Origin of the sequence: Paenibacillus sp. 37 (assembly GCF_008386395.1) — a bacterium.
GTDB lineage: Bacteria > Bacillota > Bacilli > Paenibacillales > Paenibacillaceae > Paenibacillus > Paenibacillus amylolyticus_B.
On the sequence record NZ_CP043761.1, the window covers coordinates 5,176,197 to 5,192,908 of the forward strand.

Here is a 16,712-nt window from a genome sequence, read left to right on the forward strand (position 1 = left end):
GTACAACTCATTACACAAGAAACGATAAAGGGGATCTGGAACATTGAAAAAGAGAAATCAATGGCTTGCCGTTCTGTCGATGACTGCTATTCTTACCGCAGGAGCAACCAGCTACACATCCATGATTCATGCCGCTGACGCAACTAAAACTACCAATAATCATGTCGTACTGCGTACAGCCATCCAAAATATGCAGGGTACGGTCACATGGAACGGAAGCAGTCGCAGTGTTGATATCCAGATCGCAGATACTAAAGTACAACTTCCAATAGGAACGTCTTCAGCCACCATCAACGGTGTGAAAACTCCTTTGGATAGTAAAAGTTACATCACCAAAGGTACAACGTATGTATCTTCCCAAACGCTAAAATTAATTAAGGATCAACTGATCCTGAAACAAAATAAAAGCGGTTTTGAACAGACCGCATCCTTTCAGATGCCTGGTGGCAAAGCAGAAATATCAGCCTCTACGCCAGATGGACAGCGCCTGCTCGTAACCGAAGCAGACAATGGTAGCATTGCCATACTGGATATTGCTGACTTGAAAAACATCAATGTCCTGAAGACAGTCAGCTTCCATGACCTCTCCGCCAAAGCTGAAGTCACAAGCGTAACCGTGTCCAAAGATGGTAAATACGGTCTTGCTATTATTCGTACAGGGGATACAGATAGCGAAGCAAACAAAGGGTTGCTTGCCATTGTGGATCTGACAACCTACAAAACCGTCAAAACGTATGAACTCGGCATTGGTCCTGACTCCATTGCACTGTCACCTGACGGTCTGCATGCGGTTATCGCGATAGAGGATGAAGAGCTGAATAAAGCTGCGGATGAAATTGACTATGCCAACACCAAACGTCCGGGTAGCATTATGGTTGTATCTTTTGCTGGCGGGAACGTATTGGAGGGTGAAATCACCAACTTGCCGGTCTCTTTGGACAAGGTAGAAGGCGCCATCTATCCGCATGATCCACAACCAGAGTATGTTGCCATTAGTCCAGATAGTAAAACAGCAGCCATTACGTTACAGGAAAACAATGTCGTTGCCATCGTAGATCTGGAGACAAAAAAAATTAGCTCAATCTTCGCTCTGGGTACCACTTCACATCAAGCAGATCTTAAAGATGATGGTATCGTTCGGTTTAAAGAGACGTTGACAGCTCGTTATGAACCGGATGGAATTGCTTTCTCGGCAGATGGTAAATACCTGCTGACAGCTAATGAAGGGGACTTGGGCAAGAATGAATTTGAGGATGGTGTAAAAGCGGGCGGACGCAATATTGCTGTCTGGGATCTGCAAGGCCAGCGGATGTACGATAGTCAGAACCTCATTGACGAGGCAACCGCCATGGTTGGTTTGTACCCGGACGATCGCAGTCCCAATAAAGGCAGTGAAGTGGAGAATCTGACCGTTGCTACTGTAGACGGCACAACATATGCCACGGTAGCTTCCGAACGGGCAGATGCCATTTTGTTCTTCGATCTTGCTGATCCGGTCAATCCGGACTACCTGGGTCTAATCCCTACAGCCGGAGAATCACCGGAAGGAATCCATCGTGTTAACGGACGCAGCCTGTTTGTAAGTGCAGATGAAAGCACCGGAACGCTTAGTTTTTTTGCCAAGAAATAGTTCGAGTGCACTCGGTATGTAAAGACTGAAATGAACATTTTCACTTTGTATTGAGTAGGAAGGGGCGATGAAGCCCCTATCCTCTCATACTATTGAACGCACTATTCCATGTACCCACATATAATGCTGCAAAGGTTATCGACGCTTTATATTTTCCAATTCCCGCCTGTTCCGCTCGACTTCCTCTTGTAATACTCGTACTTCCATCCTTAATGCGGATACTTCCTCTTTGACGCCAGACCTCTTCATCACAAGATAGAAGATCAGATATAATACGAGGCCCATCATAATAAAGAAAATCAATAGAGTTATAATCCCAGCAATAACAAAATTACTAGCTCCATCCATAATGTACGTTTTCCCCTTTCCCATATCTTATTAATTTATATTTACAACAATACCATATTTAAGCATAACGAACAGTATAAAAAAGCCAAGAGAGCATGCTCTCTTGGCTTTCAATTTATCTATATATACCTTCCTATCCGGTGATTCTTATTCCCAGAAAAAACGACCTGCGAACACTTTTTCCGTCAACAATTTATACGTTTCTTCAGGCAATTCTTTTTTCATCTTTGCCATAACGGCGTCTTTGCCTTGATTATATTGTGTGGACATGCCAATCTCTGCGGTTGTATTACTTGCATCCAGACGCATGATTGGGGCTTGGGCATCTTTCGTCCAAGGTGTCCATGCCGTTAGATCAGGTGATCCACCCGTACCTGGATTGCCTGTGTACAGGAACTGCTTCAGATATGCTGCCATCGCGGCGGACAACTGATCACGTCCTGGTTTGTTTGTATCGCTAAAGTACCCCTCAGGGAAATAGGCAGCAATTCCGTCTGCGTGTCCTGTATAAAAGTCCATATCCGCACCATGTGGTGCGCCCAGTAACGTGAGCAAACGCTCAGAGATGACCCCAGGTTGTGTACCCCATGCAAAACGATACGCATATACCGGTGGCTGACCTGCTTCATTTGTCAATTGCTCCGCTACACGCTCTGCATTAAAGCCTGCATAAGCTTCGCTTCCGTATTTCAACGCAGCAGCATATTGTTCCGCCTTGGTTTTATCAGTAAACAGAGTTTCATCCGTGATGGATGGAGAGAAGTTTGGATCACCGAAGGCAAATCCGGAGAACTCCGTTTCCAGGCTGCCGAGCAATACAGGAACTTTCTTATAATTTCCATTATTGATGGCGTCAAATCCTTCTTTTGGAATCACTGTGCCATCACGGAACAGATGCGGGAATGGGTCCATACGGATTGCCGTTGCACCAAACGCTGTGACCAACTTGTCCGCAGGCAGTGCACGCAGGTAACTCTCCAGCTGTGCCTGAGATTGTTTACCAATCCATGCTTTTGCTTCTTCTGCGTTAGCCGCTTTTCCCTCTTGCACGAGTAGCTTCACAAGTACATCCTCGGATTTTTGTTCGCCTTCTTCCGGTGATGCTGTCGTCAATCCTCCGCTGAAAGCAACTGCTTTTTGATACAGTCCTTTGCTAAGTGGAGAGATCAGAGTTGCCAGCACATCACGTGCACCAGCAGATTGTCCGGCTAATGTAACATTGCCTGTGTCTCCGCCAAACCCTTCGATATTATCCTGCACCCACTCCAATGCACGGAATGCGTCAAGCAGACCATAGTTACCTGAGTCATCCAGGGCATTGCCTGTTTTCAGCGCTGCATTCTCGAAGAATCCAAGGGCTCCCAAACGGTAATTCACGGAAATGATAATGCTGTTGGTACTCCGTGCAAGCTGTTCACCTTGAAAATCTTTACCTGATCCGGTCATATTCCCGCCGCCGTGCAGGAACACCATAACCGGAAGTTTCGAACTGGTTGTGTCGGGACGCCAGATATTAAGATACAACGAATCTTCGCTTCCCGCTGTCGTCTTGCCGGAGATCTGCAAGCTGTTCGCTGCAAATTCCTTAGCCGATCTGGTTCCTGTCCATGATGCCGGTTCTTGCGGGGCTTTCCAGCGCAGTTCACCTACTGGCGGTTTCGCGTAAGGAACACCAAGCCAGCCGAGCGTGCCATATTGCTTATAGGTTTTGCCATCAATCGCGCCATACTTGGTCTGTTGCACCGTTTGAGGTTGGAACGCCCCAGCTCCTTTATGTTTTAACCAGTTCTGCTCCAAAGTTCCACTGCCATTCTTGAGCTGTATCTGCAATGCCTGTGCGGTTGCCTCTGCCATCAGACGGTTGGTAAGTTGACTCGCTCCCTTTCCTTGAAGTGCCTTGATTCCCTTACCAGCCGCGTAGGTGGAAGCCGTTCCCTGCTCATAATCCGTACCTGCTTCATATCCAAGCACCTTCAGCAGCATTTCGGCATAACCTTCCGCTGTAAGGGGTGCATTAGGTTCAAACTTCTCCGTTCCTGTTACGATCTCAGCCACATACGGATGCTGCTTTAAGTAACCAACGACCGGTTGCAATACTTTGCCCGCCTGAGCCGCATCGTCATACGTTTCCGATCCCTGATAGGCGAGTGCTTCTTTCTCCAATCCGGACAAACGCAAGTAAAGTACTGCGGCCTGAATACGTGTTGCCTTTTTGTTCAGATAAGCTACATTAACACCTTGACCGCTGCCACGAATAAGTTCGGATTGGATCAGCTTGTCCATCGCTGCTGAAGAAGAGGATGCTGTATTGCCTGCTGCATAAGCTGGTAGAGCGGATACACATAACCCCAAAATGGTTGCTACGGCAATCGAACGTTTAATGGTTTTCATGTCATAAATCTCCTCGCTGTCGAATAGTGTGTGATGGGATAAGTTCATTGGAAATGTTCAGTTGAAATGCGTATCTAAAAATCAGTATTCCAATGTCTGGATGAGTCTATATCTCTATTTATGAAAAATTAAATCTGCTGCGCTCCTCTCTGTTCGAAATATCTGCTACGGCGCTTGCGGTCATGCCATCAGGCATTTTTTTATATAAAAAAACCTGAACCGAAGGCAAACAGACATCGCTTTAGCGTGGTCTACTGCCCTCAATTCAGGTTTTGCCTGCAATCAGTAACAACCCTGAGGAATGAGGTTCATTCCATATGAAAATGTAAACGCAATCAATCGTTTGATGAACAAACAACCAACGAATGAACTGACACAGGTATTGCCCTAAACAAGGTTACAATCCTGTTGTTATGGTGATGTTAGCACATAATGTAAGCGTTCGCAACACCCTTTTTCAAAATCGTCATCATACGATCTCTAAAAGGGGTAACAGTAAAAACAGTTCACCTGAATTCCAGCACCCTTCACTAATCGTAAATTTTACATATAGTTAACCCATTTCATACGTTAGTTTAGCAATTGTTGTATACACTTGGTTTGAGATACCAAACTATACATATATTCTAGGAGGATGCATTCATGTTAAACCGGTTTAATGTCCGTGCAGCCAAAATGATGCTCGCGGTGACAACAATTGTTACGGCTACACTCGGAGGAAGCAGTGCAGCGTGGGCTGTGGAAGACACCACCTCAACAACATCTGCATCACCGATTAAAAATGTAATTATTCTGATTCCTGACGGTATGGCTAACGATGCTACCGCTCTGGCTCGTTGGTATAAGGGCTCGTCCCTGACACTGGATTCCATGGCAAGCGGCATGGTTCGGACTCACTCCGCCGATGCGCCGATTGCAGACTCAGCTCCTGCCGGAACTGCTTTTGCAACAGGTTATAAATCTCATACCGGATTTGTTGGTGTACTGCCGGACAAAGCTACGATGCCTGGACAAAAGGCTATTGCGACTGGAGACGAAAGAAAACCGGTTGCTTCCGTGTTGGAAGCATCCAAACTGGCGGGTAAAGCAACCGGCATTATCGCCACATCCGAGATTATGCACGCCACACCAGCGGACTTCTCCTCTCACTATCCAGACCGTAAAAACTACGATGCACTCAGCAAACAACAAGTCTTCAATGGCATGGATGTTGTGTTGGGCGGAGGTAGCAAATATCTTGAGCCAGCCGGACGTAAAGACGGCGATAATCTGATTTCGTCCATCAAGGCACTGGGTTACGATTACGTCACTACACCAGCTGCAATGAAAGCATCCGATTCGAACAAGCTTTGGGGTATGTTTGCACCCGCAGGCATGGCTTATCATATGGACCGTGATCCTGCGAAGCAGCCAAGCCTTGCCGAGATGACATCCAAAGCCATTGAAGTTCTGTCCAAAGACAAAGACGGCTTTTTCCTGATGGTCGAAGGCAGTAAAGTGGACTGGGCAGCTCACGCCAATGATCCGATTGGTATTATCAGTGACGTGCTGGCTTTTGACGATGCCGTAAAGGTAGCCATGGATTTTGCCAAAGCCGATGGAGAGACTGCCGTTGTGGCTGTTACGGACCACGGCAATGGTGGACTCACCATTGGTAACAACGCAACTTCCGGCACTTATGACAAAGAGCCGTTGTCCACATTTATCGGACCTTTGAAAAAGGCTAAGCTAACAGGCGAGGGCGTTGAAGCGAAGTTGAATGCGAAGCGGACAAACATCAAAGCAGTGATGAAACAGTACTATGGTATTACCGATCTGACTTCCGAAGAGATTGCCACAATTAAAGCGGCCGAGCCAGGCAGTCTTAACTATGCAATCGGTCCAATGATCAGCAAACGTGCAGGGATTGGCTGGACAACCGGTGGTCATACAGGTGGAGATGTCGTGTTGTACACGTATGCTCCGAACAATGACCGTCCATTCGGTGTGATTGATAACACGGATGTCGCCAAATATATGGCACGAGTACTGGATCTGGATCTCGACAGCGTGAGCAAACAATTGTTTGTACCTGCCAAACAGGCATTTACGACCAAAGGCGCGACGTACAAACTGGACCTGACGGATGCCAAAAATCCGAAGATCCTCGTTACCAAAGGCAACACCAAGCTGGAACTGCAAATCTACAAAAACATTGCACTGGTAAACGGCAAAAAGACAACTTTGGAGGGTGTCATTGTTTATAACGGTGTAGATGCATTTGTACCACAGACGGCCGTTGATCTGATTCAATAATTCGCTAGAACTGCTGGAACTATAGGAGATTACACCATTTGGCTGCCGAATATTTCGGCAGCTATTTTATTGTTTACTGATAAGGAGTAGGCTCCTGCTAGCGCCTATCGTATAATGAACATAACAAAAATACATATCATGCAAGAAAAAGGAGAGATTCACCCATGTTGATCAAATTAAACTGGATCACGCTGAGGGTCAGTAATTTGGAAGCTTCACTCGGGTTCTACCACGACATACTTGGACTTCCGATTCAGCGCAGATTCGAAAGCCGCGGACGGCAGATTGCCATGCTGGGCATGGAGAACGAAGCCAAGCTGGAACTAATTGAGGGCAGTGAATCCATTCTTAAACCAGAGGCCGGCGTGTCGATCGGTTATGAGGTGAACTCGCTGGATGAAGCCATGGAACGACTGGCAGAATTGAATATTCCGATTGTGCGCGGCCCCATCCAGCCCAATCCGCACCTGCGTTTTATATACATTACAGATCCAGACGGCTTCGAGGTACAACTCGCAGAGCATGTTTAATTAGGCGATTGTGAAATGAGTGTGCGTATCACGATAACCAGTTGTTTGTGCATGTGCGCAGTCAAACCTGTATGCACACACCCCCTCCTAGGGCAGCGTAAAACGTTATTATGTCTGTTTACAGCTTCATACGGCGCATCAGCGGAACACCTATGCGATTCAGCAACCGATCAAGCAGCAGCCAGCACCAGCGTCTGCCCCATGGAAGCTGGCGCTCATACACAGCGGAATATTCAAAATCCGCCACAGCACCGCGATTGCGCTTGAACTGTGCAGCCCCGGCGCTCTCATGTAACAGATGGCCGTTCTCGCGAGCCTGTCCGATCAGGCATGCCGATAACATGCGGTATAGTCCTACAGACTGGGGCACCGCCGTATCGTAACCAAACAGTGGCGTTGTCATGATTCCATTTCGGCAGAAATAACCCATCACCGCGTCCAGGCGCCCCTCCTTTCGCAGTCCATAGAGTCTGAGTGTTCCTGATGCCATCGCAGCAGCAATGAAACGCTCGGTAAATTGCGGATTGTGATAGGAGTATTTTTCAAGGTACAACAGCTTGTACAATTCCACAATTCGCGGAATATCTGCATCCGTCATATCTGACTCGGAAACGAATTCGTAGTCGTGCTTGGCCAATAATTCGTAATCCCGCTTCAACAGCCAGCGCGATTTCGAGTTGCCAAAATTCGGATCATGCGCATGGTACAGGTAGATTTGTCGGCTCGGAATTAGTCGACACCCCACTTCCGTTAGCCTCGCCGTCAGATCGGGATGAAGTCCCGGAGACAAGGAGCGAAACACAATGACATGCTCAGGGTATCGCTCTTGTACCGCTGTAAGCAAACATTCTGCCTGTTCACCGGACATGGCTGGATACAGATTGGTGGACAACAACCAGTTGTTCACATGCACAACTTTGTTGATCTGCGATTGCTTCATTCCCCAACCTATTAGACTGAGCAGCACAGAAAGACCTTTTTCCAACACAGGCTTCTGCAACATGCTCAGTTCCTCCTTGGCGTAACTCACATAATGCGTATATGGCGAACAAACGTAAGCATTATCATACTCTGTATCATTCACCGTCAGCGGAATAACGAGATCATCAATCCGGGCGAGCAACAATGTCGTTTCCACGTTGGACATAAAGCTTTGGGTCCCGTCCAGCATCATAGGCTCCAGATAAGCTCTGGCATATCTGCCGTCCTCTGTATCGGGCCAGTCCATGCCTTCGAACGAATGCTGATCATAAAGACGCACGCGTTCAGCGTGATTATCATTCCTAACTTCATATGTACGGTCATCATAGGCCGAGCTGTCTTTCATTCCTTTATTCTTCAACCTTTTACTCCCCCATGAGGTAACATCTTCTTTTAACTACCATTTACATGGTTAGTTCTACTCTCTTCATACTCTACACAACACACTGTATAGGAAAAAAATGTCGGCATCAAGCTGTTTTGCAGATAAAAAAAGCCCGTCCAGCACGCTAAATACGCACCGACAGGCTCTCAACTATTTATTATTAAAGTTTGTTCCCAACGGAAGAAGCTTGATGATCCGAGACCAATTCATTCAGGTCTACAATCAGTTGCTCCAGTTCTCCAAAGCTCTCTACCATCTTCTGTGTCAGGTTGTGTTGTTCTTCCATGCTTGCCAGAATCTCTTCTGTCGCTGCACTGGATTGCTCAGTCACACTCGAAATCTCGGAAACCTCATTCACAACTCTGGTGGAAGATTCCTTCATGGTCGCTGAACTAGTCTCGATATCTGTCGCTTGAGTTAACACGTGCTGAGAGTTGCTGTTAATGGTACGAAATACTTCCTCTGCCGTATGCACGCTATCTCTCCCTTGTTGTAACGAAAGACGAATGCGTTCGAATCGATCCGTCAGTGCCTGCGTCTGCCCTTTTAATCGAGACAGGATGGTTGCGATATCACTTGCGGACTGACCCGAGTTCTCTGCCAACTTGCGAACTTCCTCTGATACAACAGCAAACCCGCGTCCATGCTCACCCGCACGAGCGGCTTCAATGGCTGCATTGAGTGCGAGCAGGTTGGTCTGACTCGCAATATCCGCTATGCTGTTCAGCATAAGTGTCATGGATTCACTTTCCTCGTTGAACTTTCGCATGTCATTTGCAGTTGTATTGATCGTTTCATATAGATCTTGCATTTGGATGTTCAGCTGGTCCATCTGTGTGCTTCCTGTTTGCGTGCTCGTTGCCATACTTGCGGACAACTCTTTCATCTGTTGGGAATACGAAGCAACGTCCTTGATATGCTGATCCGACACAGATAAGGATTCCGAGATCTCGGCTACACTGGTCGCCTGAAACTCAACACCTTTTGCAACCTCACTGAACCCAAGTGTCACCTCATTGGTGATAGAACCGGTCGCATTCACTTTTTCCTTCAATTGATCCGTATAACGTGATAAACCTTCGACCGATTCCTTCACACGCTCCAGCATGGTTTCCACTCTTTGCTTAGAATGCTCCACCTCATTCTGGCGTACTTCACTTTCATGGAAGAGCCTTTGATTCAGCTGGGAGACCAGCATCAGAATGGCTCCCGTGAGAGCGAATAGTCCCACATTAACGATATTACCTATTAGCTCAACAGAGTCAACGGTATTCATAACAAATAACTGAAGAACACTGTTAACTAGTAATACCGAAAATCCAACCACAAAAAATTTCTTGTTAGGAAATAACAAAAGAACTGCGGTTATGACCAAACTTAACGCAAAATTGACCGTTCCCCAACCGACATAGACTCCACATATTGTCAGTAATACGGTAATCAGCCATGGAATGAGATGAATATGTTTCTTTTTCGCATTAGCGTATGTAATCCAAACTACAAAGATCAGAGCTACTCCATTGGACACAAGTAACTTCGGCATCGTAAAGGCCAGACCCATACCAATGGCAATAATAATCCACAAAATGATACCGATTAATTTGTTCCTTTTCCAAATAATTTCGTCCATACGATCCATGCATACCCCGTCCTTTTAAGTAGGTTAAATGTGAGTTGTAGGGCCTTTCTGTACTACATCTAGTAGTCTTTGGTCCTGCTTATGTGCAAATCGCAAATACGCATCGCCTTAACATAGTACATATTAACTTCACAAGTATGAAATCAGCGCTACTTTATGTATATCGGTATTGTTAATTAAAAATTAATATGAATTGTAAAATGATATGTAAGCATATCATTTTACAAAAAAAAGGTCTGTCTTATGCGTTATGGCGCACAAGACAGGCCTTTTGGGTCGTGAAAGGATGTGCAGCAACTCTTACTTGCCAAATACAAGTGTCGTATTGGAGGAACCTGCATACTTGGTGACGAACTCACGTGCGTAGCTGGCACTCTCTACCTGATAACTGTAATTGGAGCTTGGTCTCCAGTTCGTTTTAGGAGAAGTCGGGCTATTCAGGGCCGGCGTACTGCCCGAATCCGTAAACTCACCTTTTCCTTTGTCATCCAAGATGCCGCCCTTTTCAGCACCTGCACCAAAGTAGTTGTTTTCGGAATAAATCCGTGCTTTTTCACCAATTGTGATGGCCTGATTAAAGTTGTTTGCATAGTTGTTTTTGAGATGGAAGTAACCATATCTTAAAAGCCCAGGACCACGTACATATAAATTTTCGAAGTAATTATTGGACATCGTCACATGAGGTACTCCATTGTAACTGCTGTTACCATCATTCGGATGACCGAGGATGACGCCATACTTATGGTTCGCAAATTTGGAATTGCTAATCGTAATATAGTCGGCGCGATCGCCAATATACAGAAGCTTGTCCAGATCACTACCGCCAGAGCTGTAGCTGTGACCAGCAAACGTCACATGATCAATCCAGTAATTGGAGCCTGAAGTGATATACATCTGGATATCATCATTGGCATTAATATTGGAAGCGTGTTCAAAAGTCAGATTCTGAAATATCACATTGCTTGAACTGCTTGTGGATCTGAAATGAATATTCGTTAATGTATGTTTGCCAAAGGAACCTACCAGGGTCTTGTTCGCTCCGAATTCAACTTTTTGCAACGTAGAGGAGGAAATATTCTGTTCAACGACGACAATTTTGGCCGTAGATCCCGCCATGTGTGTTCTCAAATCATTGAGATTACTAACGTAAACCACCTGACCGTTCTTGCCACCTGTCGTAGCTGACTTGGATACACCATTCTCATTCTTGGCACTGCCTGCAAAACCAGTCAACCCGTTCGTACCTGTGTTTGGATAACTAGCCGCACCATATGTAGACGGGGCTCTGGAGACAGTTAACAACAATAGAGTTACAGCAAGTAAAAGCATCGAAAATTTCTTCAAAATTTCACCATCCTTTATAATATTATCCTCAAATACAACTCGATTATATCGTGTAACTTTGGCTGTGACAATACGAAAATTGCAAAAAGACAATAATTATCATTTTTATGCAACAGCAGATCAGATATAGTGAAAAAACGTAAAACCAGGCCATTCGTTCACACAAAATAGAGCCGCTAATTAGCGCCTCTATTAACGAGTACTATGTGATCCAACTTGGAACTGATCTGCACTCGGATCAGTTCCTAAAGCCTCTGACAAAAAAACATCGCTTGCGGATAATAATATGTTACGACTTCTGATAGCTGCGGCGGAAGGAGCCAGGTGTAATTCGTTCCAGCTTCTTGAAGATGGCTCCATAATAGCTGGTCGATTCGAAACCGACTTGACGAGCAATATCCTCCATCCCGCGCTGCACATTATCAAGCAGCAATTCCTTGCTCTTGTTGACTCTTACCTGATTAACATAGCTGATGGGACGAATACCTGTCGTTTTCTTAAACAAATGACAGAAATATTCTGGTGTGACACAGATCAATCCAGCCAGCGTTGGCAAAGTAATCTCTTCAGCATAATGTTGTTCAATATAGTCCAGAACCGGTTTTAATCGCTCATACTGCTGCCCGACCGTATCGCTGCCCTCAACAGATACGCGTTGAATAATCTCTGTCAATAAGGTATAGAGAATGGCGGAACAGGCGTAATTGCTTAATGTCTGCTCTTGTGGTGTTAAAGCAGCTTGCAGCAGCTCTCGCATTCGGGATAGAAGGTATTCAGGTTGTGCAAGCGTGTATACGCATGTGTGGACAATGCCCACGGTTTCAAATAAATTTGCTGACCCATTGCCATCGAAAATGATCCAGTCGACTTCCCAACTGTCGGATAGCGCATAGTATTCGTGCTTCTGTCCAGGGAATAACAGCATGCCCATACCTGGCTTGACGATATGTTCCGTTTCACTGAGCTTGAGCTTACCCACACCGCTGCGGCATTGTATCCACTGATAATCCTCAATGCCTTGGTCTCGGCGGATATGCTCCTGTTCATGATGCAGGCCAATGCCAAGTAAATAAAAAGGGAGCAGCTTGTCTCGGGCAGATAACACCGGAAAATTACGATTGGGATGAGGCATACGACTAACTCTCCTGATCTTAATATTGTTATATCATATTAATTATTTAAGATATTCACTCAAATTAATATAACATATAATCGCAATATATTGATAAATAAAGGAGATCACAGGATGACAATTAAGATCGGAATTGATTATTATCCAGAGCAATGGACCCCGGAGTTATGGGAGAAAGATGCCATACTTATGCAACAGACGGGGGTTGCTGTTGTGCGAATGGCAGAGTTCGCCTGGAGCCGAATGGAACCGACTGAGGGTAATTATCAGTTTGAATGGCTGGATGCAGCTATAGAAGTATTCGCTTCGCGTGGTATGGAAATTGTGTTATGCACCCCCACCAATACCCCGCCAAACTGGATGACTACCTGTTATCCGGATGTGCTGCCCATGGATGAACAACGCCACATCATTCGGCCAGGTGTCCGTGGACATCGCTGCAACAACAGCCCTTCCTTGAGAATGCTGGGCTCCAAATTTGTGGAAGCGATATCACAGCGCTATGGTAAGCATTCCGCCGTTATTGGCTGGCAAATCGATAACGAGATGCACTACCAGGAATGCCATTGTGATACATGTAATCGCGCATTTGTTGCTTGGCTGCAAAAGCGTTATTCCAATCTGGAGGAGTTGAACCGGGAGTGGGGTACGGTCGTCTGGAGTGGTGAGTACAGCAGCTGGGCTGAGGTAACAACACCACTCGGTGCCAGCAAACCGATGAATCCTTCCTATCTTCTGGAGTACAAGCGATTTTGTTCTGACAGCGTAGGCTATCTGCTGGGATGGCAGCTTGAGATTTTACGCCGTAACTGTCCAGACCAATTCGTGACGCATAACATGTGGCAGTATCCGAATAGCCTGGACTATTATGATATGCACAACGAATTGGACTTCGTCTCTGTTGATTATTATCCGAATGAGCTGTATCGCGATTATGGCGATCGGTTTCCGAGGAACGGAGCGCTTACGCTGGACTTGGTTCGCGGCATCAAACGCCGGAATTTCTGGGTAATGGAACAGCTCAGCGGAGCACAGGGAGCCTGGATGCCGATCCAGCGCACCCCGTATCCTGGACTGATCCGAGCTCGCTCCTGGCAGACAATCGCCCGCGGTGCGGATATGGTCGTCCATTTCCGCTGGCGGAGTGCAACCGTCGGAGCCGAACAATTCTGGCATGGGCTGATTGACCACAGCAATGTTCCTGGACGCAGGTTCAGAGAGTTTGCCGAGCTTACACGCGAGGTGAACCAGTTAGGAGAACTGCTGGCCGACTCAACCATTGTTACCCAGGTTGCAATTCTGCATTCGCATGATCAGCATACGGCACTTTCCCTTCAGCCGCAGGCGGAAGGAGGAATGCACTATATAGACAACTTGTCCTCTATGCATAATGCATTTCTGAAAATGGGTGTTGGTACAGACGTTATCAACTGGACCGAGGAGCTCGACGGGTACAAGCTGGTCATTGTCCCTTCTCTCTTCCTGTTAAGTGAAGAAATAGCACAGCGACTGGAGCGATTCGCAGCTAAAGGGGGGACGGTTGTCCTCACCAATCGGACTGGTGTGAAGAACATGAGGAATGTATGTGAGATGCTGCCTCTGCCGGGGCTACTGGCTGAAGCGGCGGGTGTTGTCGTAAGTGAATATGATGCCATCGGAAACAGTGAGCATCGGATACGGAACGCGGAGGGCAAGACATTCGCTGCGAAGCAATGGTGTGATCTACTGGAACTGCGAGGGACAGAGCCGATCGCCTGGTATGACAACGACTTTTATGAGGGTGTACCGGCGGTTACTGTCAATAAGTTTGGTGAAGGTGAAGTGTATTATGTTGGCACTTGGCCGGAGCCATCGTATTTCTATCAGTTGTTTGAAGGCATATTGAAGGAAAAGGATTTGGCGCCCAAAATCCAGTTGCCGGAAGGTGTCGAGCTGTCGATTCGAACGAAGGGGGAGCAAAACTTCCTGTTTCTGATCAATTTGACGAATGAGCAACGAGAGATTACGCTGGACGTTCCTTATCGCAGCTTGTTGACCAGCGAGAGGTTGGATCAAAAGTTGACCCTTCCAGCTCTGGGAGTAGATATTCTAACTGTATAAGATCAGCAGCTTTTCGTATTTAAAAAGGGATGTATCACAAGGCTTACGACCTTGAGGGACATCCCTTCTCTTATTTCACTAACATCCACCTAATCTGAATAAGAGTATTGCCAGTTAGTTCATCTTATTTAATTTTGATGTCCAGTTCATCCTTCTTGGCTTCCTGCAAATCATCATAGACCTTACCTGGTTTACCACTAAGTTTTAATATCATGGACTCCGGATGGTCCAACAGATTGCTGCTGAAAGAATACATCATTCCATCTTCCGTTCCGCTCCCACCTACCATGGATAACTTGGTCTGCTTCCCGCCTTTAGAGGTAGTTACAATCTCGATAGGCTGAACGACCTCACTGATCAACAACTTCGTTTTGTAATCGATCTCTTGATCCGGCTCATAAACAAGCCTGACCCGAGTTACAAGAGGAGATAACTCAACTTCGGACAACATGACCTCATAACCTCCAACGGTAAAGGTCCGATTAACGTTGATAATTTCCGTTTTGGGGATAGAGAATTTGGGATCCAGCGCAAAAGAAAGATTCATTTTTTTGGAAAATTGATATTTCCGTTCCTTTTCCCCATTTTCTGAATTTTCCACCACATCTGGAACAACGGAAGAAAGCTGGAACTGAAGATTCACTTGCTCAGGCAGCGGTTTATTTCGATTACGCTCAATTGTATTCCTGCCATAAATGGTATGTTTATCATTGGAGAAATGCCCCCCTCCTATATTTCCGTTATCAAGGACATAACCTGTTCTTGCATCCGTCATCTTGGTATTGACTATCGAATACATCTTTTGCGAAGCATCCGTTCTAGCGGTATACAATACCGTTATCCTGTTCTCATCAGCCATAACCGCATTCACGGTAAACTGATATATTCCTGATGTAACCGTCCGATCCACGAGTTGCACATAACCATTATTGAGCGTTGAAGTAATCGTGGCACGGTCCATATCCGAAGTTAACAGGTCACGAAAGGGCTCTAGTACTCCCCAATCGGTTACAGGCTCAGTATATGTTGCCAGTTGTTGCCCGTAGTTTCCAAAGGGGCCTATAAGAAACCAACCTGCAGCCAGGATCGTAACCAGCACTGCCGTGATACATTTGAAACGAACGGTCCTACCTGATCGTTTTGTTCTGCCCTTTGCGAGACCACGTTGAATTGCAGCAGTCGTGTCCGCCGGATTCCAGTGCTGCTTCTCTCTTTTCACCTGATATGCATCTGCAAGAAGTGCTTTCTCCTCCGGGTTAGTGGTCATGCCAATCCCTCCTGTTCTTCATCAACTTGCGCAACTGTTGGAGTCCCTTGTGCTGCCAGGTCTTGATCGTACCTTCCGGTTTGCCAAGGATCGAGGCAATATCCGTCAATGTCATGTCGTTATAATATTTCAGCAATAATACATGGCGATATTTTGGTTTCACCTTTTGCAAAAGAGATTCCATCGCAATTCGATTATCATCAACGCTAATCATCCAAGACGCCGGAATGCTGTCCTCCAGATTCTCCGCTGCCAGAGGTGTCGCCCGCTTGCGACGTCTCTGTTCATCGATGCAGACATAGATTAGAATCCGAATGATCCACGACTTGAACGCCTTCTCATTAATCAGCGTACGACGTTTAATCCAAGCCTGGCATGTCATCTCCTGCACAGCTTCCAGCGCATCTTGCCGGTTACGCAGGTAGCTATAGGCAATAGAAATGAGCGTATCTTGATGTTCCTTAATAGATTGCACAAATGCCGTCTCGTCTTCGGTCTGCACATAGATCCTCTGGTTCATCTCTGCTTTTGTTTCCACCCCGCATCCCTCCTTCTCTCTCTTTCTGTGGTATAAGACGGGTGAGTGAAGCAAACGGTTTTTATTCATCAAAAAAAGCTCCGCCATCATCATGAGGGAGCTTGATTACATAGCACTTCGGCCGCCGGTATA

General features: G+C 46.2%; 11 protein-coding genes. 4 read left to right on the top strand and 7 right to left on the bottom strand.

What is annotated here, in order from left to right; genetic code table 11:
- Positions 1 to 43: 43 nt before the first annotated feature.
- Entirely contained in the window at positions 44 to 1,630 is a 1,587-nt protein-coding gene (locus tag F0220_RS22210) for a choice-of-anchor I domain-containing protein (RefSeq protein WP_105599885.1), read from the top strand.
- Positions 1,631 to 2,125: 495 nt separating this feature from the next.
- Here the strand turns inward: F0220_RS22210 and F0220_RS22215 are convergent, their stop codons facing one another.
- Positions 2,126 to 4,369 carry a carboxylesterase/lipase family protein gene (locus F0220_RS22215; protein ID WP_105599887.1) on the bottom strand — a complete coding sequence of 748 codons (2,244 nt, stop codon included), beginning with the start codon at positions 4,367 to 4,369 and terminating at the stop codon, positions 2,126 to 2,128.
- A 642-nt stretch (positions 4,370 to 5,011) separates the two neighbouring features.
- Between F0220_RS22215 and F0220_RS22220 the strand changes: the two genes are divergently transcribed.
- Both F0220_RS22220 and F0220_RS22225 read left to right on the top strand, forming a co-directional pair.
- The gene (locus tag F0220_RS22220) at positions 5,012 to 6,664 is read left to right on the top strand and encodes an alkaline phosphatase (RefSeq protein WP_223199747.1); all 1,653 of its coding nucleotides are present in this window, start codon (positions 5,012 to 5,014) and stop codon (positions 6,662 to 6,664) included.
- Between the two features lie 164 nt (positions 6,665 to 6,828).
- A complete protein-coding gene (locus tag F0220_RS22225; RefSeq protein WP_105599888.1) occupies positions 6,829 to 7,194 on the top strand; it encodes a VOC family protein in 366 nt (121 codons plus the stop codon).
- Between the two features lie 118 nt (positions 7,195 to 7,312).
- Here the strand turns inward: F0220_RS22225 and F0220_RS22230 are convergent, their stop codons facing one another.
- The 4 genes from F0220_RS22230 to F0220_RS22245 form a co-directional block, all read right to left on the bottom strand.
- Positions 7,313 to 8,536, bottom strand: coding sequence for a GNAT family N-acetyltransferase (locus F0220_RS22230; RefSeq protein WP_105599890.1), 1,224 nt, complete (start codon positions 8,534 to 8,536; stop codon positions 7,313 to 7,315).
- A 184-nt stretch (positions 8,537 to 8,720) separates the two neighbouring features.
- Positions 8,721 to 10,199 (bottom strand): methyl-accepting chemotaxis protein, encoded by a 1,479-nt coding sequence (locus tag F0220_RS22235; protein WP_105599892.1) that lies wholly within the window; start codon positions 10,197 to 10,199, stop codon positions 8,721 to 8,723.
- Positions 10,200 to 10,499: 300 nt separating this feature from the next.
- Entirely contained in the window at positions 10,500 to 11,543 is a 1,044-nt protein-coding gene (locus F0220_RS22240; RefSeq protein WP_105599893.1) for a pectate lyase family protein, read from the bottom strand.
- 289 nt (positions 11,544 to 11,832) lie between these two features.
- Positions 11,833 to 12,675 carry an AraC family transcriptional regulator gene (locus F0220_RS22245; protein ID WP_105599895.1) on the bottom strand — a complete coding sequence of 281 codons (843 nt, stop codon included), beginning with the start codon at positions 12,673 to 12,675 and terminating at the stop codon, positions 11,833 to 11,835.
- A 114-nt stretch (positions 12,676 to 12,789) separates the two neighbouring features.
- Between F0220_RS22245 and F0220_RS22250 the strand changes: the two genes are divergently transcribed.
- The gene (locus F0220_RS22250) at positions 12,790 to 14,775 is read left to right on the top strand and encodes a beta-galactosidase (protein ID WP_105599897.1); all 1,986 of its coding nucleotides are present in this window, start codon (positions 12,790 to 12,792) and stop codon (positions 14,773 to 14,775) included.
- A gap of 124 nt (positions 14,776 to 14,899) precedes the next feature.
- Here F0220_RS22250 and F0220_RS22255 read toward each other — a convergent pair whose 3' ends face one another.
- Both F0220_RS22255 and F0220_RS22260 read right to left on the bottom strand, forming a co-directional pair.
- Positions 14,900 to 16,042, bottom strand: a complete 1,143-nt coding sequence (locus F0220_RS22255; protein ID WP_105599899.1) for a DUF4179 domain-containing protein — start codon at positions 16,040 to 16,042, stop codon at positions 14,900 to 14,902.
- The gene (locus F0220_RS22260; RefSeq protein WP_223199748.1) at positions 16,032 to 16,580 is read right to left on the bottom strand and encodes a sigma-70 family RNA polymerase sigma factor; all 549 of its coding nucleotides are present in this window, start codon (positions 16,578 to 16,580) and stop codon (positions 16,032 to 16,034) included. The genes F0220_RS22255 and F0220_RS22260 overlap by 11 nt, the downstream gene beginning before the upstream one ends.
- Between the last annotated feature and the right edge of the window lie 132 nt (positions 16,581 to 16,712).